Origin of the sequence: Paenibacillus protaetiae (assembly GCF_004135365.1) — a bacterium.
Taxonomy (GTDB): domain Bacteria; phylum Bacillota; class Bacilli; order Paenibacillales; family Paenibacillaceae; genus Paenibacillus_AP; species Paenibacillus_AP protaetiae.
In genome coordinates this window covers 2,661,607-2,685,667 of sequence record NZ_CP035492.1, presented here as the reverse complement: position 1 = coordinate 2,685,667, position 24,061 = coordinate 2,661,607, and the positions used below count along the sequence as shown (strand labels likewise).

At 55.8% G+C, this 24,061-nt stretch carries 18 protein-coding genes and 1 riboswitch; of the genes, 15 read left to right on the top strand and 3 right to left on the bottom strand.

All coding sequences use genetic code 11. The features are described 5' to 3' along the window. The first annotated feature begins 20 nt into the window (after positions 1 to 20). The 5 genes from ET464_RS12405 (at position 21) to ET464_RS12385 (ending at position 5,078) form a co-directional block, all read left to right on the top strand. Complete coding sequence (locus tag ET464_RS12405) at positions 21 to 1,256, top strand: amidase domain-containing protein (protein ID WP_129441324.1); 1,236 nt, start codon at positions 21 to 23, stop codon at positions 1,254 to 1,256. 48 nt (positions 1,257 to 1,304) lie between these two features. Continuing rightward, entirely contained in the window at positions 1,305 to 2,420 is a 1,116-nt protein-coding gene (locus ET464_RS12400; protein ID WP_129441322.1) for a D-alanine--D-alanine ligase, read from the top strand. 190 nt (positions 2,421 to 2,610) lie between these two features. After that, on the top strand, positions 2,611 to 2,928 hold the full coding sequence (locus tag ET464_RS12395; RefSeq protein ID WP_129441320.1) for a hypothetical protein: 318 nt from the start codon (positions 2,611 to 2,613) through the stop codon (positions 2,926 to 2,928). 6 nt (positions 2,929 to 2,934) lie between these two features. Next, the gene (uvsE, locus tag ET464_RS12390) at positions 2,935 to 3,954 is read left to right on the top strand and encodes a UV DNA damage repair endonuclease UvsE (RefSeq protein WP_129444344.1); all 1,020 of its coding nucleotides are present in this window, start codon (positions 2,935 to 2,937) and stop codon (positions 3,952 to 3,954) included. Between the two features lie 260 nt (positions 3,955 to 4,214). Next, positions 4,215 to 5,078 (top strand): inositol monophosphatase family protein, encoded by an 864-nt coding sequence (locus ET464_RS12385; protein ID WP_129444342.1) that lies wholly within the window; start codon positions 4,215 to 4,217, stop codon positions 5,076 to 5,078. Positions 5,079 to 5,189: 111 nt separating this feature from the next. Here the strand turns inward: ET464_RS12385 and ET464_RS12380 are convergent, their stop codons facing one another. Then, positions 5,190 to 6,500, bottom strand: coding sequence for a glutamate-1-semialdehyde 2,1-aminomutase (locus ET464_RS12380; protein ID WP_129441318.1), 1,311 nt, complete (start codon positions 6,498 to 6,500; stop codon positions 5,190 to 5,192). A gap of 106 nt (positions 6,501 to 6,606) precedes the next feature. Next, the gene (locus tag ET464_RS12375) at positions 6,607 to 7,671 is read right to left on the bottom strand and encodes an LCP family protein (protein WP_129441316.1); all 1,065 of its coding nucleotides are present in this window, start codon (positions 7,669 to 7,671) and stop codon (positions 6,607 to 6,609) included. A 182-nt stretch (positions 7,672 to 7,853) separates the two neighbouring features. Here ET464_RS12375 and ET464_RS12370 point away from each other — a divergent pair, with 182 nt between their 5' ends. The 9 genes from ET464_RS12370 (at position 7,854) to guaA (ending at position 18,788) form a co-directional block, all read left to right on the top strand. Continuing rightward, positions 7,854 to 9,026 carry an ABC transporter ATP-binding protein gene (locus tag ET464_RS12370; protein WP_129441315.1) on the top strand — a complete coding sequence of 391 codons (1,173 nt, stop codon included), beginning with the start codon at positions 7,854 to 7,856 and terminating at the stop codon, positions 9,024 to 9,026. Further along, complete coding sequence (locus ET464_RS12365; protein WP_129441313.1) at positions 9,023 to 9,817, top strand: ABC transporter permease; 795 nt, start codon at positions 9,023 to 9,025, stop codon at positions 9,815 to 9,817. The genes ET464_RS12370 and ET464_RS12365 overlap by 4 nt, the downstream gene beginning before the upstream one ends. A gap of 5 nt (positions 9,818 to 9,822) precedes the next feature. Next, positions 9,823 to 10,614, top strand: a complete 792-nt coding sequence (locus ET464_RS12360) for an ABC transporter permease (protein WP_129441311.1) — start codon at positions 9,823 to 9,825, stop codon at positions 10,612 to 10,614. A 38-nt stretch (positions 10,615 to 10,652) separates the two neighbouring features. Beyond that, a complete protein-coding gene (gene bcp, locus ET464_RS12355) occupies positions 10,653 to 11,123 on the top strand; it encodes a thioredoxin-dependent thiol peroxidase (RefSeq protein ID WP_208543856.1) in 471 nt (156 codons plus the stop codon). Positions 11,124 to 11,442: 319 nt separating this feature from the next. After that, entirely contained in the window at positions 11,443 to 12,471 is a 1,029-nt protein-coding gene (locus tag ET464_RS12350; RefSeq protein ID WP_129441309.1) for an AAA family ATPase, read from the top strand. Beyond that, positions 12,468 to 13,016, top strand: a complete 549-nt coding sequence (locus ET464_RS12345; RefSeq protein ID WP_129441307.1) for a hypothetical protein — start codon at positions 12,468 to 12,470, stop codon at positions 13,014 to 13,016. The genes ET464_RS12350 and ET464_RS12345 overlap by 4 nt, the downstream gene beginning before the upstream one ends. Further along, on the top strand, positions 13,004 to 13,900 hold the full coding sequence (locus tag ET464_RS12340) for a DUF58 domain-containing protein (protein ID WP_165279991.1): 897 nt from the start codon (positions 13,004 to 13,006) through the stop codon (positions 13,898 to 13,900). Before ET464_RS12345 ends, ET464_RS12340 begins: the two co-directional genes overlap by 13 nt. Position 13,901: 1 nt before the next feature. Then, the gene (locus tag ET464_RS12335; protein WP_244226522.1) at positions 13,902 to 17,093 is read left to right on the top strand and encodes a transglutaminase-like domain-containing protein; all 3,192 of its coding nucleotides are present in this window, start codon (positions 13,902 to 13,904) and stop codon (positions 17,091 to 17,093) included. Between the two features lie 156 nt (positions 17,094 to 17,249). Continuing rightward, the gene (gene guaA / locus ET464_RS12330; protein ID WP_129441303.1) at positions 17,250 to 18,788 is read left to right on the top strand and encodes a glutamine-hydrolyzing GMP synthase; all 1,539 of its coding nucleotides are present in this window, start codon (positions 17,250 to 17,252) and stop codon (positions 18,786 to 18,788) included. Positions 18,789 to 18,892: 104 nt separating this feature from the next. Here guaA and ET464_RS12325 read toward each other — a convergent pair whose 3' ends face one another. Next, a complete protein-coding gene (locus ET464_RS12325) occupies positions 18,893 to 22,003 on the bottom strand; it encodes a choice-of-anchor A family protein (protein WP_129441301.1) in 3,111 nt (1,036 codons plus the stop codon). 197 nt (positions 22,004 to 22,200) lie between these two features. Then, positions 22,201 to 22,301: riboswitch (purine riboswitch) on the top strand. A gap of 145 nt (positions 22,302 to 22,446) precedes the next feature. Here ET464_RS12325 and ET464_RS12320 point away from each other — a divergent pair. After that, entirely contained in the window at positions 22,447 to 23,838 is a 1,392-nt protein-coding gene (locus ET464_RS12320) for an NCS2 family permease (RefSeq protein ID WP_129441299.1), read from the top strand. Positions 23,839 to 24,061: the final 223 nt, after the last annotated feature.

Below are 24,061 nucleotides of genomic sequence, written 5' to 3'. Positions count from 1 at the left end.
TTATCCTAGGAGGGATTGCGATGCCGTCACGTACGGTCAGACAAAAAACGGGCAAAAGCGCAAATAAGCGCGGCAAGCTTCACGGTTTTGCCGCAACGGCCGGGTCGCAGCCGAAGTCGAAGCACCGCTCGGCTCCGCGTATTCCCGTACCGGCTGATCCGCTCCCCTCGCTTGCGAGAGGGACGGCGCCCGAAGCCGGGCAGGAACAGCTTCCTTCGGTGCCGGGCGAATGGAAAGAAATTTTACAGCGCTACATCGGCTTGTACAACCAAGCGGAAAATGAGCAGCATGCCGAAGGCCTGCATGACTTCGTCCGGGACTCGGAGCATTGCCTCCGGCTCGGCCAGCGCCTGCAGCGTTTGAGAGACCGCGATTTGCTGCGCGGCGCTTTGTCGCTATACAGCGAAACGACCGCCGAGCTTGCCAGAGTAAACGAGTCCGCATCGGAAGTTTCCGTCCTGCTGAAGCTGCATGTGCGCCGCCAAATGGATCAAAGCGGCCGCGGATACACCGAAGAAAGAACGGAGTATGAGCGGCTGTGGCTGGAGCGCAACAACGGCTTCTGGACGGTAGTCCGCGTCGAGCCGGTAATCGCTGAACGGCGGCCGCGGTACGGCTCTGCTGCAGAAGCATGGATCGCCGATATCCAGGAAGATCATCGCAGCCATAACCGCCCTCCGGCAGGAGCGGCAACGATACCCTATTTAAATTATGACCTTTTCCCGCAATTCAAACACCGCGCCGCTGCAATTCCTTACCGCCGGGACCAAGTGACCGCGTATGCCGATAGATATTGGAACGAAGGCAATGAAGCATTTGAGAATTTTGAAGTGAACTGCACGAATTACGTGTCCCAGTGCGTTTTTGCAGGCAATGCGCCGATGAATTATACGGGGAAAAGAGAAAACGGCTGGTGGTACAAAGGCAAAGCCGGCGGACGGGAGTGGTGGAGCTACAGCTGGGCGGTGTCCAATGCGCTAACGCAATATTTGTCCATTCCAAGGGAATCCGGACTGCGGGGCGAGATTGTGTATTCGCCCGAGGAACTGCAGATCGGCGACATCATTACGTATGACTGGAACGGCGACAACCGGTTCCAGCACAGCGCGGTTGTGACCGCCTTTGATGCGCAAGGGATGCCGCTTGTGAATGCGAATACGGTCGCGAGCAGGCACCGGTATTGGGATTACCGCGACTCTTACGCCTGGACGGAGCAGACGCGGTACCGTTTTTTTCACCTGGCAGATCTGATGTAGCTGTCAGGCCGGCTTTGGCGCACAGAATAACGTACCGGAGGGCACAACATGGGACGGAAAATTCGGGTAGGGCTTGTGTACGGAGGGAAATCCGGCGAGCATGAAGTTTCGTTGCAGACGGCTCTCGCCGTGATGAAAGCATTCGATTACGATAAATACGAGATCCAGCCTTTCTACATCACCAAACAAGGGCAATGGCGGACGGGAAACACGCGTGCTTCCGCGCCTGCCGGGGTAGAGGAGCTGCAGTTGGCTTCGGCGGAAGACGGGCAGGGCATAAGCGCGCTTGCCCCGATTTTCCGCGGCTTGTCCGGTGGAGACGGGGCGCGGGAGGAGGGCGGCCCGGCCATTGATGTCATGTTCCCGCTGCTGCATGGCACTAACGGCGAAGACGGAACGGTTCAAGGTTTGTTCGAGATAGCCAACATCCCTTACGTTGGAGCAGGCGTTCTTGCGTCTGCGGTAGGGATGGACAAGGTGTTTATGAAAAAAGTGTTTGCGCAGGAAGGGCTGCCGCAATGCGTTTTTCGCAGCGTGAGCCGGTCGCAGTGGAACCAGAACGCCGAGGATTTCCTGCTGGAATGCGAAACGGCGCTTGGTTATCCGAGCTTCGTCAAGCCGGCGAATCTGGGCTCCAGCGTAGGCGTGTCCAAAGCGAAAAGCCGCGAGGAGCTTGCGGCAGCGATTGAATATGCGTTCCGTTTTGACCGGAAAGTGATTGTAGAAGAATTTGTAGAAGGCCGTGAAATCGAAGTGAGCGTCCTTGGCAATGACGAGCCGATTGCTTCGCTACCGGGCGAAATTATTTCATCGAACGACTTTTACGATTATAAAGCGAAATACATCGACGGCAAATCCGTCATGCAAATTCCTGCCGCTCTGCCGGAGGAAGCCGTCGCTGCCATCCGCGGGATGGCGGTCCGCGCCTTCCGGTCGATTGACGGCTCCGGTCTGTCGCGGGTTGATTTCTTTTACCGGAAAACCGACGGGGCTCTCCTGATTAATGAAGTAAACACGCTGCCGGGTTTTACTCCGTTCAGCATGTATCCGCGTATGTGGCAGGAGTCGGGCATTCCTTACCGCGAGCTGCTGGACCGGCTGATTGAGCTGGCGCTGGCGCGGCATGCAGAGAAGCAAACGATTCGATTCGGCGATACGGATTAAGGCGGATTAAGGCGCTTTAAGGGAAGTAGGCATTTAGCGTCATTAAGCTTCAGCGGCAGCCTGGCAGCTGCGCCCAGCACGGGAAGCCCGCGCTCTGCCGAATTTGTGTCCTGATTTTTATTAACAACGGCAACTATGGTATTCTGGGATAGATAGATAGCCGGCAATTGTAGGAAAGGGGGGAGCAGCTGTGGGATTTCAAACGGAGTTTAACTCAGTGTGCAAATTCAAGTCCGAGCAGGAACTGTATGAATTATTGGAATACGGCCGGGGAAAAATGGTGAAAAGCGGTTTCCGCGTTTATCCGGCCGGGCAAAAGGTTATCGCTTACTCGCCACATAATCAGGCGATTGCCATTGTCCGGATCGTAGCTTCGATTGCGGAAATTAATTTTCAAGGCGATGAAGTGACGGAAGTGGAGATGGAACTGGTGCGCAAACTGACAGAAGAAGAAGCGCGGGTGCAGACGGCGCTTGCATATGAAATGTTTTTTGGAGAGCGCTCTTAGGCGATGATGCGGATCCGGTTCGGTTTTGTTGCGATGAGCATGGTGCTGGAGAACGCCTCTCCCTCCAAGACGATGACCTATACCAGCTTCGCGAAGCTGGAGGACATACAGGCAGGCATCCATAAGCTGGAGCGGATTGCCGAGCAAAACTTGCACAACACGCTGCGCCTGTTAAAACATTGCGCGGCGGAGCATATCGGGATGTACCGGTTTTCTTCCAAGCTTGTGCCTCTCGCAACACATGAGGCGCTGGAGGGATGGGACCCGGTCATTGCTTTGCAGCCGGCGTTTCAGGCTATCGGGGATTTTGCAAAGGCAAAAGGAATCCGGACATCGTTTCATCCGGATCACTTTTGCGTGTTCAGCACGCCGAGGCCCGAGGTGCTTGCCAAATCCGAGCAGGACCTTGCCTTTCATGTCCGGATGCTGGAAGCGATGGGATTGGCGGAGGATGTCAAATGCAATATTCATATGGGCGGCGCTTACGGCGATAAGGCGGGATCGGGCGAACGGTTTATTCAGCAGTTTAACGCGCTTCCCGGCCGGCTGAAGCACCGCGTCACACTGGAGAACGACGATAAAACGTACACGGTCCGGGAGACGCTTGCGGCAGCCGAAGCGGTTGGAGTGCCGATGGTGCTTGATTTGCATCATCATGCCGTCAATGACGGAGGCGATTCGTTCGAGGCGCTGGCAGAAGAGCTGTGGCCGAGAATCGAACGTACCTGGGAACGGGAAAGAACAAGGCTGGGCTTAAATGCGGAACAGCTCCCTCCCAAAATCCATGCTTCCAGCCCGAAAAGCGTATCTGATCCAAGAGGCCACGCCGATTATGTCGAGCCGCAGCCGCTGCTGCAGTTTTTTCATGCCGTTGCCGGCTCTACGCCGGGAATCGACTGCATGCTGGAAGCCAAAGCGAAGGATAAAGCGCTGTTCCGTTTAATGGAGGACTGGCGCGGGATTGAACGGGAAAATCCGCTCGTCCGGGTAACGGACGGCGCGGCAATCGAAGTGAATCATGTGTAGTGGCCCATGTCAGCCCTTGTCGGAGTCGCAGCTGCCCTGTTCGGCAGCCTGGTTGGACTTGGCGGGGGCATTATTATTGTCCGGCGCCGAGACTCTCTGGCGGCTGGCGGCTTAATTTTATGGAGGCATAGCGGGGCTGCTGACGGTCTGCTGCATTTCAAATTGGCGCCAAATGCGAAACTTCATGCCCGGACGCGCGTATTTATACTAATCATACCGATAGGGACTTTTTGTCCAAAATATTAGAAGAGAGCAGAGTGATGCTTGTGAGCGACAGTCAAACGCAATCGTCCATTATCGGCGGCAAAAGCTTTACCGCTGTGGCGATCAACTGCGCGGCTAAAGCAGGGGAATGGATCAAGACGAAGCTGGGCAATTACGCCCGGCTTGACATAAAGCAATCGCCGCAGGATTTAGTGACGGAAGTGGATAAAGGCGCGGAGAAGCTGATTCGCAGCTTGCTGCTGACGCATTTTCCCGAGCATTCGTTCCTCGGCGAAGAGGGCGTTGAACCGGGACCGGCAGCTTCTGCCAAGGCGCTGGAGGATGTTAAAGATGCGGAGTACTTATGGATTGTGGATCCGGTGGACGGCACGACGAATTTTGTGCACGGGTTTCCGTTTTTCTCCGTGTCCATTGCGCTTGCCCGTTATGGTGAAGTGATTGTCGGCGTCGTATACGACCCGATGCGCGATGAGCTGTTTGTAGCGGAACGGGGCAAAGGCGCATACGTGCATGGCAAACGGATGAGCGTGTCGGGCGAAGAGACGCTGGCGACCAGCCTGATCGCAACCGGATTCCCCGCGGAGCCGGCATATGCGCAGCCGCTTAATCTGAAAGGGCTGCAGGCGATTGCGCCGCAGGTTCGCAATATCCGCTCCGGCGGCTCGGCCGCGCTGCATATGGCTTATGTTGCGGCAGGAAGGCTGACCGCCTTCTGGGAAATCGGGCTGAACAGCTGGGATCTGGCTGCAGGCGCCTTGCTTGTGCAGGAATCCGGCGGCGCGGTAACCGATACAAGCGGCCGGCCGTACCATTTGGGCGTCCGCAACGTTGCGGCTTCCAACGGCAAGGTACATGAAGCGTTTGTGGGCGCATTGGTGAAGGCGGAAGCGGCGGAGTAAACATAATTAGCGCTGCATTCTCTCTGGTGCAAAGCTCGGAAAAAAAGGCTGCAAGATTCGCCATCCTTGAAGGGATGGCATCTTGCAGCCTTTTTATTCGGCCTTCCGCCGTTACAGAGCGGCAAATGCATGCTCCGCCGCTTCCAGCGTCGCGTCGATATCGGCTTCGGTATGAGCCGTTGTCAAAAACCAGGCTTCATATTTGGACGGAGCGAGGCAAATGCCCTGCTCCAGCATCAGCTTGAAGAAACGGCCGAACATTGCGCCGTCCGTATCCTGCGACTGCTCATAATTGGTGACCGGATGATCGCAGAAATGCGTAGACAACGAGCCGCGAATCCGGTTAATGGTCAGCGGAACGCCGTGGCGGTTCGCCGATGCTTGCAGCCCGTCCGCAAGCTTGGCGGCGAGCGCGTCCATCCGCTCGTATACGCCCGCTTCCTGCAGCACCTCCAGGCAGGCGATGCCCGATGCAATCGAGGCCGGGTTGCCGGCCATCGTACCTGCCTGATAAGCCGGGCCAAGCGGCGCAACCTGATCCATTACCGATTTGCGGCCGCCGTACGCGCCGATCGGCAGGCCGCCGCCGATAATTTTGCCCATGGCGGTCAAATCCGGCTCGATGGCCGCAAAGTCCGGGAATACGCCGTACGTTTGCGCCAGTCCGTAGTGGAATCGGAAGCCGGTAATGACTTCGTCATAAATAACTAGAGCGCCCGCTGCGCGAGCCAGCCGGCATAAGCCTTCCAGGAAGCCGGGCTCCGGCATAACCATGCCGAAGTTGCCGACAATCGGCTCGACCATGACGGCCGCCGTCTCCGCGCCCCATGCGTTAAGCGCTTCTTCCAGCGCGTTCAAGTCGTTAAACGGCACGGTGATGACTTCCTGCGCAATGCTTTTCGGGATGCCGGCGCTGTCCGGAATGCCGAGCGTAGAAGGGCCGGAACCCGCTGCAACGAGCACCAGATCGGAATGGCCGTGATAACAGCCGGCGAATTTAATGATTTTGTTGCGGCCCGTATAGGCGCGCGCTACGCGGATCGTGCTCATGACCGCTTCGGTGCCCGAGTTGACGAAACGCACTTTATCGAGCGAAGGCACGGCATCCTTCAGCATTTTGGCCATATGGATTTCCAGCTCGGTAGGTGTTCCGTACAAGACGCCGGTTTGCGCGGCGCGGGTAATCGCTTCGGTAATATGCGGATGGGCATGCCCCGTAATGATCGGTCCGTATGCGCACAAATAATCAATGTAGCGGTTATCGTCCACATCCCAGAAATAAGCGCCTTCCGCCCGTTTCATAAATACCGGCGCGCCGCCGCCTACCGCCTTGAATGAACGCGAAGGGCTGTTAACGCCGCCGACAATATGCTTCAGAGCTTCTTCATAAAGCTCGCTTGAACGTGTTCTCGTTTGACTCATAGAGGTTCCTCCTCCAGCTATGTAAAGCTGCTTGTTATGTACTCGTTACGGTTGAAAAAAACAACCCCTCGCTCTCTTTCGGCAGAGGGCGAGGAGTTGCTTGGCGCTAGTTGTCCGAGCCGGAATCCGCCGCCGGGCCGGAAGCATTCGTATCCGGCGAAGCGTTGGGATCGGCTGAAGCATTAGGGTCAGGCGTTGCCGCCGAATCGTCAGCCGCAAGTGTTTGTTGTACAAAAGCTTTTATATCATCAGGGTCCTTAATGCCGATAACGGAAGCGCCGCCAACCCGTTCCTCGGAAATCTGGTCCATCGGCGGGATTTGCGCCGTGCCGGCAAAATGACTTTCAACGCCAAGCTGGCCCAGCTTCAGCATATCCATAACACTCAGGTTCGTTTCGATATAATCGGATACATTGTTCAAAATTTTGCCCATTTGCACAATGTTCCATGTCGACTGCATTTTGCCGGCAACAGCCATAATGAAGTTGCGCTGGCGTTCCGTACGGGTAAAGTCGCTCATCGCATCGTGGCGGAAACGTACGTATTGGAGCGCATGGTCGCCGTCCAAATGCTGATAGCCGGCTTTCAGGTCAATGTCGTAACGGTTGTCGTCGGCATTATCGGTGTAATGCATATCTTTTTCGACATCATAATCGATACCGCCGATCGAATCGACCAATGCTTTGAATCCTTCGAAGTCGGTATACACATAATACTGAATCGGAAGGCCAAGCAAATCGCCGATGGTCTTCATTGCGAGCTGCGGGCCGCCGTACGTAATCGCCGTATTGATCCGGTCTTTGCCGTGCCCGTCAATATCGACATACGTATCGCGCAGGACGGAGAACAAGTCCGCTTTTTTCGTAAGCGGGTCGATGGATGCAATCAATATGGAGTCGGAACGCGGCACCTGGTTTTTGGCCAAGCCGCGCGCATCGCCGCCAAGCAGCAATATATTGACGCGCTCGGTGCCTTGCCATTTTGGAGGCTCGTTGTCCGTTGGTTCGAACTGGCTGAACCGCGATTCATCCTGCGGCTTGCTGAAATCATCAAGTGCATTATATACGCCGACGCCCCAATAGGTTGCCCCGGCAATTCCTGCGACAACTAAAACCAAGAGTGTAATGAGAACCCATTTCCAAGGCCTCTTTTTTGTAGGTTTGCTTCGCATTTCGTTAAAAGTGCTCCTTTCAGCAGTTGCTTTTCCTTTTGCAAATACTGTTGTAATATTACATATCATAAAATTATAAGGCCCAAAGTCGAGTGGAAGCAAGTTTTATACAATTCCATGGAATATTCTCGCAATTACCCGGGAAATGTCGACAGCTTGGAAGGAGAGTAACAGGAATTACTATGCTTGCAATAGATGTACAGCAGCTGACCAAAACGTTTCAGGTGCAAAAAAACCGGGAAGGTTTGTCAGGCGCCATTAAAGATTTGTTCAGCCGGGAATACCGCCAGGTCGAGGCGGTTAAGCAAATATCGTTTCAAATTCCGCAAGGGGAGATTTGCGGGTATATCGGCGAGAACGGCGCCGGCAAATCCACTACCATTAAGATGCTGTCCGGCATCTTGATGCCAACCTCGGGCAAAATTGAAGTAAACGGCTACGTTCCGTTTCGCGACCGTGAGAAATTTGTGCAGGAAATCGGCGTTGTATTCGGCCAGCGCTCGCAGCTTTGGTGGGACATCGGCGTCATCGAATCGTTCCAGCTGCTCAAAAAAGTATACCGCGTGCCGGAAAACGAATTCCGCCAGCGTCTGGACGAGCTGGTCGAGCGGCTGCAGCTCGGCGATCTGCTCAACCGTCCGGTCCGCAAGCTGAGCCTCGGGCAGCGGATGCGGTGCGAGCTGGTTGCTTCGCTGCTGCATAACCCGTCCATTTTGTTCCTGGATGAGCCTACGATTGGCCTCGATATCGTGGTCAAAACGGAAATCCGCGAGTTTCTGAAAGATTTGAACCGCGATCACGGCACGACAATTCTGCTTACGACCCATGATCTGCAAGATATTGAAGCGCTTTGTTCGCGGGTCATTATGCTGGATGACGGGCAGATCATTTATGACGGCGGCCTGGACGATTTGAAAAACCGGTGGAGCAAAGGCCGCGAGGTGCAGTTCCAATTCGCCCGGCATACGCCTTTGCATCAGCTTGACCAATTAACAGCCGGTTTAAGCGTATCCTGGACACTGGAGAACGAGGTAACCGCCCGGATGTGGGTGCCCAACGATGTGAACGTATCGGACGCGCTGGCACGGGTGGTTGGCGGGACGGAAATCCGCGATATTAAAATTTTTGAAACGAACACGGAAGATATCGTCCGCGAAATATACTCCTCGGGCAGCAGCGAGGACAAGCCTGTTCCTGCCGCAGAGCCGGAAGCGGAGCAGGGCCGAGCCGCTCAGCCGGAACAGAAGCTGGCCGCTGCAGAGCAGGGGGCGCAGCGGCATAACGCCGTTCAATCGGAGAAGCAGACTGATCCGAAGCCCGAACAGGAGCAGGAGAAGGAGCGGTCGCTGCGATGATGAGTGCGTATGTGGAATTTGTCCGGCTCCGGTTTTTGACGATGCTTGCTTACCGGGTTAATTATTATTCCGGTATCATCATTTATGCCATTAATATTGGCGCTTATTATTTTTTATGGAAAGCCGTTTACGGCGGTCAGGAGACGCTGGCCGGATTTACAGTTGCCCAGATGACGACGTACGTCGCCGTCTCCTGGATGGCCAGAGCTTTCTACTTCAACAACCTGGACCGGGAGATTGCAAACGAGGTGCGCGACGGCAGCGTAGCGGTGCAGCTGACCCGGCCGTATTCGTACCTGATGGTCAAAATGATGCAGGGCTTCGGCGAAGGGGTGTTCCGCCTGCTGCTGTTTATGGTGCCGGGCATGGTTATCGCCTGCCTGCTGTTTCCCGTTAAGCTGCCCGCCGATCCGGCCACATGGGGCGTCTATTTGGTGATGCTGTTTTTCAGCTTCCTTATTAATTCGCAGCTCAATTTGCTGACGGGCCTGTGCGCCTTTTATGTCGAAAATATTGAAGGCATGATCCGCATGAAGCGGGTGCTGGTCGATTTGTTTTCCGGCGTTATTGTGCCGATCGCGTTCCTGCCGGGCTGGCTGTCCGCAGTTATGCAATGGCTGCCGTTCCAGGCCATCACCTATTTGCCAAGCGCGGTGTTTACCGGCAGAACGCCGCTTAGCCAGGCGGGCGGAGTGCTGGGCTTGCAGCTCGTCTGGTTTATCGTGCTGCTGCTGCCAATCGTGCTCATGTGGCGGACGGCCCGCAAGCGGCTGTTCGTGCAAGGGGGGTAAGGCGGATGAGATATTTCATATTGTTTTGGGAATACCTGAAAAACTACGCCAAAACGAGGCTGACCTATCGCTCCGACTTTTGGATTGAAGTGATGTCCGACCTGCTCGGGCAGGCGTTAAACCTCATTTTTATATTGGTCGTATTCCGCCATACCGCTTCGCTGGGCGGCTGGTCGGAAGCGGAAGTTATTTTTGTATACGGCTTTTTTATGATTCCCTACGGCATATTCGGCACGTTTTTTAATGTATGGAACTTTGGTGAACGCTATATTGTAAAAGGCGAAATGGACCGCATTTTGACGCGTCCGGCTCACAGCCTGTTTCAAGTGCTGCTCGAAAATCTTGACCCGCCCGCACTCATCGGCTCGGCGGTCGGGGCGGTCATTATGGGGCTGTGCTGGTCGGATTTGGGACTGCCGTTTTATCCGGTGCACGTGCTGATGCTGCTATTGTTTACGGCGGGGGCGGTGCTTGTTTATTCCGGCATTTATACGCTGCTGGCGGCGATCTCCTTTTTCTCGGATTCGCCGACAGGCATTATGCCGCTTATGTACAACATTCAAAACTACGGCCGTTATCCGGTCCATATTTACAATAAAATCATCCGGTTTGTCCTCACATGGCTGCTGCCGTTTGCGTTTGTCGGCGTTATCCCGGCTTCCTATTTCCTCGGGGCAAAGGAAGGCGGCATGGATAAGCTGGCGCTGCTGACGCCGGTGATGGGCGTTATTGTATTCGGAATCGGCTTGTCGCTGTGGAATTACGGCGTGAAGCGGTACCGCGGCGCGGGAAGCTAGGCGGAGTTAAACTCCAGTACGAAAAGGAAGTGGAAATTATGGCGCAAGTCGAAATCGGCAAACAGGTGCCGGATTTTACGCTGCCTTCCGGGGAAGGCGTCCCGGTGTCGCTTCGTGATTACCGGGGGAGCAAGGTCATTGTTTATTTTTATCCGAAAGATTCAACGCCCGCTTGTACGCAGGAAGCGTGTGATTTCCGGGACAGCTATGAAGCGTTCCAGGGCAGCGGCGCAGCCGTCATCGGGATTAGTCCGGACAACGCGCGAAGCCATCAGCGTTTTGCGGACAAGCAGCAGCTGCCGTTTGTGCTGCTGACGGATGCGGAGCATGAAGTATGCGAGCTGTTTGGCGTATGGCAGCTGAAAAAGCTGTACGGGCGTGAATATATGGGACTGGTACGCTCCACTTTTTTGATTGATGAGAATGGAGTGTTAGTCCGGGAATGGCGCAATGTGCGGGTGAAAGGCCATGTCCAGCAGGTGCTGGAGGCGGTCCGTTCCGGCGCATAGCGGCAAGCGCGGCTGCCAGGCCCGGAATGTTTGCGCCATTTGGACGCGTCCGGGCGGCCGTGCGCACCGCGGCATGTGATACGTTGAAAAGCGGAGGATTCCCAAGCTTGTAAGCTTGGGAATCCTCCGCTTTTCGTTTTTAGAGCAGCTGCACACATTTATGGCATGCAGCAGTCATCGTCTGAATCTTTCATTCATATAATCTTGCAAATCGGCTGATAGAAACGGCCCCGCCGGGCCGTATCGGCAGGTCTAAACGGCATGGAAGCTGGCGACACTGAAGATAGAATAGAATCTATCGTTACGGAGGTCGTTATGTATGCCTGTTTATTCCTATAATACAGTCCAACCGATCGCGCCAAGGCAATGGGGCGAGGAACCGCATGTTTTACTTAACCGGGTTGCCGTCAAAATGGAAAGTGTGCTGCTTGGCAAACGGGACACGATTGTCCATACGTTAACCGCTTTGCTGGCCGGAGGCCATGTGCTGCTGGAGGATGTGCCCGGAGTCGGCAAAACGATGCTTGCGCACGCATGCGCAAGAGCAATCGGCGGCGACTTCAAGCGAATCCAATTTACGTCGGATATGCTGCCGGCGGATGTCATTGGCGGCTCCGTCTGGGACGGCAAAGCCGGAGAGCTTGTTTACCGCCCGGGGCCGATTATGGCGAACATTGTGCTCGCCGACGAAATTAACCGGACGTCTCCGCGCACGCAATCTGCGCTGCTGGAGGCGATGGAGGAGCGTTATGTAACAGCGGAAGGGGAGACGCGCAAGCTTCCCGAGCCGTTTATGCTGATTGCGACACAAAATCCGGTCAGTTATGAAGGAACAAGCCGGCTGCCGGAAGCGCAGCTGGACCGGTTTATGATGCGCCTGTCGATCGGTTACCCCGATTTGCGCGATGAAATCCGGCTGCTTGAACAATACTCGAACGAAACGCGTGTCGAACCCCGGCATATGATGCCGGTTGTAGCTCTGGAGGAATGGCTGGGCATGCAGCGGGAGGCAGCCGGCGCGCATGTGCATCCCGGCCTGCTGGAGTACGTCGCGCTTGTTGCGGACGCGAGCCGCAAAGCGCCCGAGCTTGCGCTTGGCTTAAGTCCGCGTGCCGGACGCGACTGGCTGAAAGCGGCCAAGGCAAAGGCTTATTTTGAAGGCCGCGGTTATGTGCTGCCGGATGATTTGCTGGATACGGCAATCCCGGTGCTGGCCCACCGGCTGGCTGCCCGTCCGGGAACCGTGCTGCAAGGGGGAGCGATTGCCCCGCTGCAGCGTATTTTGCGGGAGACCCCGTGGCCGGCTTCGGTTCGGCCGGAATCGGCATCGGGAGGCGGCCGCAAATGAGCCGGCACGGCATCCCGGTTTCGGCGCAGCAGGGACAATCGCCTGTCGCCGCTGCTCTTCCGCTCGCCGGGGAACGGTTGCTGCCGCATAAGGGCAAACGTTACCGTACCCGCTGGGCGGCGTGGGGGCTGATGGCGGCCGCTTTTGCCGGTTCACTGGCGGCTGCCGTCCGGACGGGCGAAGCGGCGTTTTGCTTCATGGCCGCAGTATTAAGCCTAGTTATGCTGATCAGCTTTGCCGCTCCCCGCATTGCGCTTGCCGGCATGACAGCTGAACGGCAGCTTCCGCGCTCCTCCGTCCGGGCAGGAGAGGCGCTGCATGGCATGCTGCATATCCATTCTGCCATCCCCTTGCCGTTTGTCTGGTTTTCCGCAAACGATGAAGCGGTACCCGCAAGCTCGCCGGGGAGGGAGTGTATACGCTGCGGCACAGGGGCGATGCCGCATGTCCGCCGCAGCATAACCGCCGAGTATGAGCTGGCGCTGGACCGGGGGTATACCGGTTCGGCCATATCCGGCTGGCCGCAGGCGATTTGTTTGGTTTAACGGTTGTGCATAAGACGATTGATACCGGTTCATCTGCGGCGCTTGCCGTATGGCCGGCAGCCGTTGCCGAAGAAGAACAGGAGCATCTCGCCTTTGAAGTGATGGCGCCGGGGATGCGCGCACAATCCGGGACGCAGCGATTCGTTTCGGCGCAGGGCGGAACCCCGGAAGGGGATGCAGGAATGTATTTGCCTTTTCAGCGGCAGCCCGGCATCGGACCGGAAAGCAGGACGTACCGGGCAGGAGATCCGATGCGCGCGGTTGATTGGAAAAGCGCGGCTAAAGGGCGCGGCCTGCAAACAAAGCTGTATCCGCAGGAAGAGCCGGCGGAGACGGTCATTGTGCTCGATACGGCGGCAGAAGCATACGACGGCAGCTGGCGGCTGTTTGATGCCGCCGCCGCTTGGGCTTCGCTTGCAGCTGAGCAGGCGGCAGCCAAAGGCGGCGCGGTCCGGCTCATGGTTACGCAGCAGGCTGCCGGCAGCAGCAGTCCAAATATGGACGCAGCCGGCGGGATGCTGGTTAAACCATCCGGCGACATTGCGCCGCTGATGGATTTTTTGGCGGAAGTAAGCTGGACAGCCGGCAATCCGCAGACGGCAAAGCTGCTGCCGGATCGTCTGGAGCATGGGCTGCATAACCGTTCAGGCGTATTGCTGTTTACGGGCGATTGGAGAAACGGCGAACGGCTTGAACAGCTGGCCGGTTCGGCGTCTGCTGCAGGCATTACGGTCAAGATCGCCGCTATCGGCGACCAATTGATCCCTTCTTATGCGATGAGAGAAAGGCAGCGCATGCTGGAGAAGCTGGGGCTAATGCTCGTCTGGCTTCCGGTTCCCGCCGCAATTGCGCCGCTGCCGCAACAACCAGAAGGAGGCGTATAATATGCTCAAAACGAATCGACTGCCTGAAGCCTCCGGCCGTTTGGACGGCGGCGCTTCAGCGGAGGAGCCAAGCAGCCTGGCATACCGGCTGTGGACGACTGTGCTGCTGCTTGGTCTCATTGCGGAATGGATGATTCCTTGGATGAGCAGCGATTGGGGTTCATTTTACGGCTTGCAGCCGCTGCTTGCGGCGATTGTCTGCATGCTGCTTGCCGGCGTGTTTCAGCCGGCATGGGGCGCATCGCTTATGTTGAACAGCTTTATTTTGCTGCTGGGCTTGTTTTGGCAGTTCCGGATGGACGGACAGTCAGCGGCAGGCTGGCTGTCCGGCTTCGCCTCCCGGGTTTGGGAGCAGCTGTCCCATATCCAAACGTACGGGCTTGGCGTGTATTCCGGCGAATTGCGGACGCTGCTGCTTTTTGTCGGCGTTGCGCTGCTGGCGCCGGCTTTGCAGTCGCTTATATGGCTGCGTCAGATGGCGCTTGGATTTGCCGCTTTAACCGCGGCTTATTTGCTTCTTCTGCATGCTTTTGCCGGAACGGATGTGATGGGAGCTTTAATTCGGACCACGGTAGAAGGGCTTCTGCTGGGAGCCGCTGTCGGCTTGCCCCGCGTGCGCCGTTATGAAGATTCCGGCGCAGGAACCGCCCGTAACGGGTATGGCATGTTCAGCTCAGCCGCCGCTGCGGTAATGATCGTTGGCATGATTGCCGGTGCAGGCTGGCTGTTCGCGCAAGGGCGCACCGTTTCTGCGGAACCGGCGAATTGGGCGGCATCGCTGACCGGCCGGGTGGAGCAGTCGGTGCGCGAGATGGCCGCAGGCGGAACGGGAAGCAGCAGCGAGGCGCTCCGGACGGCTGATAATGGCCGTGCAGCCGGAGCGACGACCGGATACGGCTTTGACGACAGCCGCCTTGGCGCGCCGGTTACGAAAGACGATACGGTTCTGTTTACCGCGCAGTCCCCTTTTGCAACCTATTGGCGGGGTGAGGCGAAAAGCGTCTATACCGGCACCGGCTGGACAGAAGCTTTCAGCACAAGCAGCTTAATGAAGGTAGAGCAGGACGCGGAAGCAGCCGCGTCGCTTGAAGCCGATGCGGCTTCGGGCAGAACGGTGCAGGGAAGCGCCATTACGCAAACCGTTACGTTCCGCGAGCCGGAGAAAGGATTGCCGCTGTTCGCCGGCGGCATCAATAGCCGTCTTGAACAGCTGACTGCCGGCACTTCCGGCATCAAGCAGGATCATTATCTCCGTTCTAATGCAACAGGCGCGCTATACGCATATTCCGGCGATGTTCCGGTCAAAAGCTATACGGTCCGCACGATGCTGCCGATTACGGACCCGGTTAAACTGCGCGGGCTGGGCATCTATACGCATGAGCTTTCCGCTTCCGCCGCTTCAACGGCGCAAACATCCGGCGTACGGACGAATGCTTTGCCTGCCGAACCCGGCAAGGCGGACGATTCCGGCAAGCCGGCTGAAGGAGACGGCACGGAAAGCATGCCGCTGGATAACAAAGGCGAGCCGCTGGAAGGCAACGGGGCGTTCGAAGCCGCCTTGCGGCTTAGGCTGCAACAGCTGCAAGGCGGCTTAAACAGCGAAGCTGCAGCCGGCGGGGCGGAAGCGGGAACGCCGCTGCAGGCGCAAGGCGCAGAGCCACAATCGGCGGCTGGAGCAAAGCCGGGGTTTGCGGCGCTGGAAGCTGAACCGATGATTGCGGCATCCGCCGGAGCAAGCGAAGGAACCGCGCAAGGCGCTAAATCTCAATCGGCGTCTGGAGCAGAGCCGGGGTTTGCGGCGCTGGAAGCTGAACCAATGATTGCGGCATCCGCCGGAGCAAGCGAAGGAACCGCGCAAGGCGCTGAATCTCAATCGGCGGCTGAATCCGCAGCGGCGCTTACGGCGGCAAATGCCGACGCGCATACGCAGGCTTTGACGGATCCGCCGTCTATGGCGCCGTATTTGCAGCTGCCGCCTTCGCTGCCAAGCCGCGTGCTGGCGCTTGCCGCCGAGGTAGGCGGCGGGGGCATGACGAACCGGTACGATCAGGTGAAAGCGATCGAAAGCTTTTTGAAAAACAGCTACCGCTATACGCTGGACACGAAAGCGCCGCCGAAAGGGGCGGACTTTGTCGATCATTTCTTGTTCGACCAGCGGGAAGGCTATTGCGTCCATTTTTCGTCGGCGATGGTTGTGCTGCTGCGGGCTAACGGCATTCCGGCCAGATGGGTAAAAGGTTTTGCGCCGGGGACAGAGCTGGCGGGTGACGGCGGCAGCGGCAACACGGGAAGCGGCAGTGCGGAAACGGCGGGGATGAGCACTTATGCGATCCGCGCCGAAGACGCCCACGCCTGGGTAGAGGTATATTTCCCGGGAGCAGGCTGGGTGCCGTTTGACCCGACGCCGGGCTTCTCCGGCTTTGGCGATTCCGGTGCGGCTGCAGCCGCTTTATCCGGGCTGGATGCTCCGGATGCGGATGTGCCGGCAGCCGCCGGCGAAGCCGCCCCGGCAGCAGGCGGGCTGCTGGCGCGCGCCGAAACGGCGCTTGCTTCGTCCGCAGAGCGGCTGTCGCAAGCGGCGTCGGGCGCCAAGCTTGCGCTGCAGGGCGCAGCGGACGAAGCCGCGGCTGCAGCGCCTGCCGCTTGGGCCGCCGCCGGCGGGGCCGCATTGGCGCTTGCCGCGGCCATTGCCGCCGCCGCGCAGCGGAAGCGGCTCCGCCTCGCGTCGGCGCTGCGCCGGTACGGCCGCGCTTATGCCGCTGCGGCGCCCGCAAGCGCGGCTTTGCAGCCATTGTTGGCGGCTGCGGCTGATGCGCTGCCGGGCGCTGGCACAAGCGCCGGCACATCAGCGGCGCGCCGGCAGGCGCACAGGCGCTTCTTGCGCCCGTTTGCCGGGACGCGGCATACTGCCGGCTCCGCATCCATGGAGCCGTATTTTAGCAGCGTGTCCGCAGCCGTGTGGGATCAGCTGAGCAGCGGCCTTACTGCACGCAGCGGTCCGTCCCGGACTTCGCGGGAATACGCGGCGCAGATCGCTGGCGCTTGGCCGTCCGGCAAAGCCGAGGCTTTCCGGCGTTTTGTGGATTGGGACGATGAAGCCAGGTATGCCCGCAAGGAATGCTGGCAGGCGCCGCCTCCGGAAGAACTGAAGGCGGTAGTCCGGTCGCTGGTGAGCAGAAGCAGCAAAGCTTAAAAAGCCGATTTAAAGCAGTATGCGCGGCTGCCGCTGGAATGCGGCGCGCGCGTGCTGCTTTCGTTTTTTTCGGGCCGGACGCCTTGTCCGCCTCTGCCTTGACTCGTTCGAAGCCCGTTATATATAATGACTACATCAATTGAGGGAGGCTCGGTAATGACTAAACCACAAGAAATCATCGTTGTGCTCGATTTTGGAGGACAATATAACCAGCTGATCGCACGCCGCATTCGCGATTTGGGCGTATACAGCGAGCTGCTGCCATACAACACGCCGGTTGAGCGGATCCGCGAACTGCAGCCGAAAGGCATCGTGTTCTCGGGAGGACCGGCTAGCGTATATGAAGAAAACTCGCCGCTTGTTGATCCGGCGATTTATGATCTCGGCATTCCGATTTTCGGTATTTGCTACGGCATGCAGCTGATGTCGCATCAGCTGAACGGCAAGGTGGAACGCGCGGGCAAACGCGAGTACGGCAAAGCGGAAGTGGAATTTACGGAAGGAAGCATGTTTACGCAAGGGCTGGAAAGCAGCCAGACGGTATGGATGAGCCATGGCGACCATGTCGTAGAGCTGCCTGCCGGCTTTAAAGTGGACGCGAGCACGGACCATGCGCCAATTGCGGCGATGAGCCATGAGCAGCGCCGGTTTTATGCAGTGCAGTTCCACCCGGAAGTGCGCCATTCCGTATACGGCAATGAGATGATCCGCAACTTCCTGTACAATGTGTGCGGCTGCGAAGGCAACTGGACGATGGAATCCTTTATTGAGGACACCATCCGGGAAATCCGCCAGCAAGTTGGCGACAAGAAGGTGCTTTGCGCCTTGTCCGGCGGCGTGGATTCTTCGGTTGTAGCTATCCTGCTTCACAAAGCGATCGGCGATCAGCTAACTTGCATGTTTATCGACCACGGCCTGCTCCGCAAAGGCGAAGCGGAAGGCGTGATGGAGACGTTTGTCGGCAAATTTGATATGAAAGTTGTCAAAATCGATGCGCGCGAACGGTTCCTCGGCAAGCTGAAAGGCGTAGACGATCCCGAGAAAAAACGGAAAATTATCGGTAACGAGTTTATATATGTATTTGACGAAGAGTCGGCTAAATTTGACGATTTCGCGTTCCTTGCGCAAGGCACGCTGTATACCGATATCGTCGAAAGTGGCACCGCTACGGCGCAAACGATCAAATCGCACCATAACGTCGGCGGGCTGCCGGAAGATATGAAGTTCAAGCTGGTTGAACCGCTGAAAGCTTTGTTCAAGGACGAAGTGCGCAAAGTCGGCGAAGAATGCGGACTGCCTGCCGAAATCGTATGGCGTCAGCCGTTCCCGGGACCGGGCCTTGCGATTCGTGTACTTGGCGAAGTGACGGAGGACAAGCTTCATATCGTTCGTGAATCCGACGCGATTTTGCGCGACGAGATTGCCAAAGCGGGTCTGGACCGCGAGATCTGGCAATACTTCACGGCATTGCCTGGCATGAAGAGCGTTGGCGTTATGGGCGATGCGCGTACGTATTCGTACACCGTCGGCATCCGCGCCGTCACCTCGATCGACGGCATGACCGCCGACTGGGCGCGCATTCCGTGGGACGTGCTCGAAAAAATCTCCGTGCGTATCGTCAACGAAGTCGAGAATGTCAACCGCGTCGTGTATGACATTACGTCCAAGCCACCGGCAACGATCGAGTGGGAATAGGGCGGAGACATCCGAACTTTTGCTATAGTTGCTTGATTTTGATAAAGCTCCCTTCTATTTGCGAATTTATCGCAAATAGAAGGGAGCTTTTTTATGCCCCGCTGTTATTCTTCATGTTCCTCCACCACAACGGACACGGTATTGGAAAATGATGTTCCGCTAAGCTGACGGGTAGCTCCGGCGAATATGAAGGAGGCTTCCGCTCGGTTCATCAGTTTTCCGCCAGCCGGCTCCGTCTGAATTTTCAACGCGAAGGATACGGTTGCCGACGCATGTGGGGCAAGCACGGGGATTGGGAGCCCGGTTTCTATCGCTGAATCGTTAACAGGCGTCCCGTTTAGAAGGACGGAACCGGGGACAACGGCTGCAGCTGGAGATACCGGATCGCGGAACACGATGCCGGCGGCTTGTATGGACATCGGATTCAGCAGAGTAACGGTGTAAAAAATAGTGTCGCCGATGGAAACGAAGGATGAGCGTGTCTGCTTGTGCAGCAGCAGGCCGAAGACGGTATAGGAGTCGGCAGCGATGATCTTTCCGATCTGGTTTGAGGTTGCCGATGCGGTATTGGAGAATACGGTGCCGGGCGTTTCTGTTACGACTGTGCTGAAGAATGAGCTTGCGATCGTGCCGACCGATAACCGCTGAATTATGGACTCTCGTTGGAATGCAACATCTGTAAACTGAATATTTTCAAGCAAAACATTGCCGGTGTTTTGTCCGGTCACATTAAATATAACGGTTTCGCCTTGAACGACTTCCGTTTGATTGGCTGTTTTGGTTAATGAAAGCTGCGCAAACGGCAAAGTTTCGACCGAAATGGATATTTGCTGCGGCGACAAGGTGATGGAGCTGACTATAAAGGTTAACGTAAACAGAGTTCCCGGATCGGTGCCTTGCGGAATAGTGAACTCGATAGATAATATAAAGGTTTCACCTGGTCCCAAAATTTCCAAGACGGACGTGTAATGGATCAGCGGCACTTGCAGCAATAAGTTGCGGGCGTTAGTCGAGGACTGGTTCGTTGCTTCCAGACGGAAGGTAACGGTTTGCCCGGGAATGGCAGTACTGGAGCTGACGGTGCCATTTACAACAATGACAGGTGCCGACGGCGGAACTGGCGGAGCGGGAGGAAGAGGCACGTCGGTAACGACAGCGGAAACTCTGGAGCTGACCGGGGGAATCCCGCTGGCCTGAGCAACTACGACATTGGTTATAAATGTGCCGGAGGGAGTTCCTTGCGGCACGATAACCGAAGTGGCAAAATCTTGCGACTGGCCGTCAGGCAGCGATTGGATTAAAGTCTGAAAGCCGGCCAGATCATCGAAAATAACAATATCGGTCAACGTTGTATTGCCGCCGTTAAAAGCTCTGATCGTATACACGATCGTGTCGCCGGGGTTGACGAATTCGACATTTTCATCCTTGGTCAGCACAAGAAGGGAATCGCCTTCCACGCTTATTGTATTGCTGCTTGTTAAGGAACCGAAGGAACCGCTAAGCACAGCAGTATTGTCAATGGTTGTGCCGGCTGCCGTTCCGTTCGGTACGGTAAAGGATTCGTTGAGAACGACCGTTGTGTTCGGGCTGATTTCAGCAATTTGCCGGGTAAAATCTAATAACGGATCGCTAAGCTCAACGGATTGAAGCAATCCGGCAGATTTATTTTGAATGGTAAAAAAATATTGAATCGTTTCCCCGGGCAATACAGAAGTGACATTGGCGCTTTTGCGGAAGCTTGCTGCGATAGGCGAAGGAACAATTTCGATGGATTCGCTGCTCTCTACAAAGCCGGGTGCCGGCAAATTATTTGCGGTCAGCCGGGCGGTATTCTCAAACGTGCCTGCTGTAAAACCGGCAGGAATTGTAAAGGTAGTCTGGGTAAGGACGCCTTCAAAAAACGACGGCGCGCTAAAGCTAAGGCCGATAGCGGGGTCTGTTAACTGCACGTTCAGCAGGTCGGAATTACCGAGATTAACAATCGTAAACGTATAGATGACTTGATCGCCAGGAACGGCGGAAGCTACGCTGGCTGTTTTATTCAGTTGGATGTTAATGGGAAGAGCGGCAATTGTAATAGTAACGCTGGCACTAATCATCGCAGTCTGGTCGCCGCTAACCGTCACTGTATTGGAGTATTGGGTGCCCGCCTTTCCGGCTTCCACCTCTGAGTCAATGACAATTGGAATTGATTCGCCGGTATCTATCAGAGGTACGGATTGCTGGATGCCAAGCTTGGAATCAAGGATCGTAACGTTGGTTACCGGGATGGCTCCATTATTCGTAACGGTGACAAGGTAACGAATAGGAGTGCCGGGCGTACCGGTAAACGAGGATGCTCCTTCGACTGTCTTGGTGACCGTAAGCGACGGTCCGCCGCATGAAGTAATGTCAGGCAGGCATCCGGTAAATAAAGCGTCAACAATCGTAAGGGTAAAGAAAGGGAAGTTGGTATAGGAAACGCCAATGAGCTGCCCGAGCAATTCACCGCTGCCGGCGGCGCTTATAGCTGCAAAAGGAGCAAGAATCGTTCCGACATAACGGCCGCTGCCATGCGTAAGCGCAGCCGCTTGCGGAAAGTTCCAAACGATCTTGCTGCCGGCAGCGGGGCTGCTGGGCGTTACGCCGTTCACAAACACAGAATAGTTGCCAAGGCCAACGCTTGTGCCCGTTACATTAATTAATACAGTAGAATCCGGCGGTACCACAATATTGACGGAGCTGGCACCGGCAAGTGTAACGCCCGATCTTGCAACATCTGCACCATCTAATGTAATGATATTGAACGCGGGGTCTGTACCTGTCAGCGTAATATTATTAAAAGCTACGGCAGCCGTGCCGTTCGGGACTAAAGCGCCCCACCCGGCTGATGCGCATTGCAGATAGTTTTGGATTTCCGTAAAGTTAATAAGCGTATCTCGGAAAGGCTGGCCGGGTACATTGTTGCGATTCGTCATGGTATAGGCTGTAATGACCGAAGTCGGGCTGATGATTGTGTTTCCATGATTGACGCCGTTAACGGCGCTGATTGCGCCATTAACGATGAGGTCTGCCCTTGTTGTGGAAATCGGAAGCGCTACGCCGACGTTCTGGTTCTGGAAGTCCAAATTACCACCTACTGCGACTCTGCCGCCAATCGAGGTGTTAAACAATCGGAAATTGCTAAATAGGAAAACGTTAAAATCGTTCGCTGTGCTGAAGTTTATGCAAGCCACCCGAACACCCTCCTTCTTCTGCGTGCTGCTGTTGGTCTAATATATGAGTCCCGGTAAGTTTCAGTACCTGTCGGAAGCTGCTGTTAGCAGGTTCCAAAAGGTGGAAGATATCCGAATGTTAAACGTGGATATTATGGATAATGTTCGTTTTCTATTGACATATCCGCCTTTAAGCCTATAAAATGAAAATCGAAAATCAAACAGCATATATACTACTTCGTATAATCTTGGGAATCGGCCCTGGAGTTTCTACGAGATCACCGTAAATGATCTGGCTACGAAAAAAGGAAAAGTTCCGCACGGTCCAGCGGTATACTTTCCCTGTTTTTGCAAAGCCTAGGTGATGATGCGATTCGCAATCATTCCTAGGCTTTCGTGTTTTCAGCTTATTTTTTGCAAGCTTGGCGTATCGCCACAATGACATTGGGAGGTTTTTAGTAACAATGGAACGGTTATTTCGCCTAAAAGAACTGGGCACGAACATCCGAACGGAAATTATGGCGGGTCTGACGACGTTTATGACGATGGCTTATATTTTGGCTGTCAATCCGTTGGTGCTTTCGCCATCCGGTTTGTCCTGGGACAGCATCTTCCTTGCAACTGCGCTTGCCGGCGGCATTTTCACGATTTGTATGGGCCTGTTCGTGAATTTCCCGGTTGCGCTTGCTCCAGGCATGGGGCTTAACGCTTATTTTGCATCTACGGTTATTGCTTCGAAAGCGACGGACAAGCCGATTGATCCGTCTATCGGTTTAACGGCGGTTTTTGTGTCGGGCATTATTTTCCTCATCTTGACGGTGACGCAAATTCGCCAAATGCTCATTACGGCTGTTCCGGACAGCCTGAAAAATGCCATTACGGTTGGTATCGGCTTGTTTATCGCCATTATCGGCCTCAAAGGCAGCGGCATTATGACCATCGCTGTATCGAGCTTTTCAGATATTCCGGCTAACACCTATACGAATGTAACGTCGAATGAAACGGTTATCCATATCGGCGACTTTACGGACGGAACCGTGGCGATGACGGTAATCGGCCTTATCCTGATCGGTGTGCTGCTGGTGCTTCGTGTGCCAGGCGCTATTCTGTGGGGGATTCTTGGCACAACGGTTATCGCAATGCTGGCGGGGCAAGTGGACTTCCACGATACGCTTTCCGGCAAAACATGGGTTCCGAACTTCAGCGACTTGAACTTCTGGAACTTCGATTTCAAAGGCATGTTTGAAGTAGGTCTTGTTACGGTTATCCTGACCTTTACGTTTGTAGAATTGTTCGATTCGTTTGGCACTTTGGTAGGTACGGCTAACCGTGCCGGCCTGATGAAAGATAAAGAAAAAGGCCGCAAAAACGTCGGCAAAGCTATGTTTGTGGATGCGGTTGCGGTAAGCGGCGGCGCAGTGCTTGGCACCAGCACCGTAACGGCGTTTGTCGAAAGCTCCGCAGGCGTTGCCCAAGGCGGACGTTCCGGCCTCACGGCAGTTACTACCGGCGTATGCTTCCTGCTTTCGTTGTTCCTTGCTCCGGTTGTAGCCTTGATTCCGGCTTCGGCAACGAATGCCGCGCTCATTATGGTAGGCGTAATCATGATGCAGGCCGTGAAAGAAATCGAATGGTCCGATCTAGTTTATGCGATTCCGGCATTCCTGACGATTTCGCTTATGCCTCTTACGTACAACATTGCGAACGGCATTTCGTTCGGCATCGTCACGTACGTGGTACTGGCGGTCATCTCGAATGTGGCAGGCAAAGGTGAAACCAAGTACAAAGTTCACTGGCTGATGTGGATTTTGGCAGTTCTGATCATTTGCCGCTATATCTTTATTGGTGCGGAGTAACACCGGTTAAAATACGAAATAAAGTAAGGCACCTGCGCGGACCGGCGCAGGTGCCTTTGTCGTTGTTGGATTCATCCGTTTGGCTTGGGCAGGCAGCTGCTTATGTTGCACGATGATCCCGCATGCCCTTATACAGTCGCCGGAATGCAAGGGAATGCGGCGCTTTTCCGGTTTAGGGCAGCCTCTCAGCCCGGTACGAGGCTGACGGCCAGGACGCCGCAGG

Excerpts from the sequence above, each read along its gene's own strand:
- ET464_RS12405 (WP_129441324.1), top strand. The coding sequence starts at position 21 with ATGCCGTCACGTACGGTCAGACAAAAAACGGGCAAAAGCGCAAATAAG.
- ET464_RS12400 (WP_129441322.1), top strand. The coding sequence starts at position 1,305 with ATGGGACGGAAAATTCGGGTAGGGCTTGTGTACGGAGGGAAATCCGGC.
- uvsE (WP_129444344.1), top strand. The coding sequence starts at position 2,935 with ATGCGGATCCGGTTCGGTTTTGTTGCGATGAGCATGGTGCTGGAGAAC.
- ET464_RS12385 (WP_129444342.1), top strand. The coding sequence starts at position 4,215 with ATGCTTGTGAGCGACAGTCAAACGCAATCGTCCATTATCGGCGGCAAA.
- ET464_RS12380 (WP_129441318.1), bottom strand. The coding sequence starts at position 6,500 with ATGAGTCAAACGAGAACACGTTCAAGCGAGCTTTATGAAGAAGCTCTG.
- ET464_RS12375 (WP_129441316.1), bottom strand. The coding sequence starts at position 7,671 with ATGCGAAGCAAACCTACAAAAAAGAGGCCTTGGAAATGGGTTCTCATT.
- ET464_RS12370 (WP_129441315.1), top strand. The coding sequence starts at position 7,854 with ATGCTTGCAATAGATGTACAGCAGCTGACCAAAACGTTTCAGGTGCAA.
- ET464_RS12365 (WP_129441313.1), top strand. The coding sequence starts at position 9,023 with ATGATGAGTGCGTATGTGGAATTTGTCCGGCTCCGGTTTTTGACGATG.
- ET464_RS12360 (WP_129441311.1), top strand. The coding sequence starts at position 9,823 with ATGAGATATTTCATATTGTTTTGGGAATACCTGAAAAACTACGCCAAA.
- bcp (WP_208543856.1), top strand. The coding sequence starts at position 10,653 with ATGGCGCAAGTCGAAATCGGCAAACAGGTGCCGGATTTTACGCTGCCT.
- ET464_RS12350 (WP_129441309.1), top strand. The coding sequence starts at position 11,443 with ATGCCTGTTTATTCCTATAATACAGTCCAACCGATCGCGCCAAGGCAA.
- ET464_RS12345 (WP_129441307.1), top strand. The coding sequence starts at position 12,468 with ATGAGCCGGCACGGCATCCCGGTTTCGGCGCAGCAGGGACAATCGCCT.
- ET464_RS12335 (WP_244226522.1), top strand. The coding sequence starts at position 13,902 with ATGCTCAAAACGAATCGACTGCCTGAAGCCTCCGGCCGTTTGGACGGC.
- guaA (WP_129441303.1), top strand. The coding sequence starts at position 17,250 with ATGACTAAACCACAAGAAATCATCGTTGTGCTCGATTTTGGAGGACAA.
- ET464_RS12320 (WP_129441299.1), top strand. The coding sequence starts at position 22,447 with ATGGAACGGTTATTTCGCCTAAAAGAACTGGGCACGAACATCCGAACG.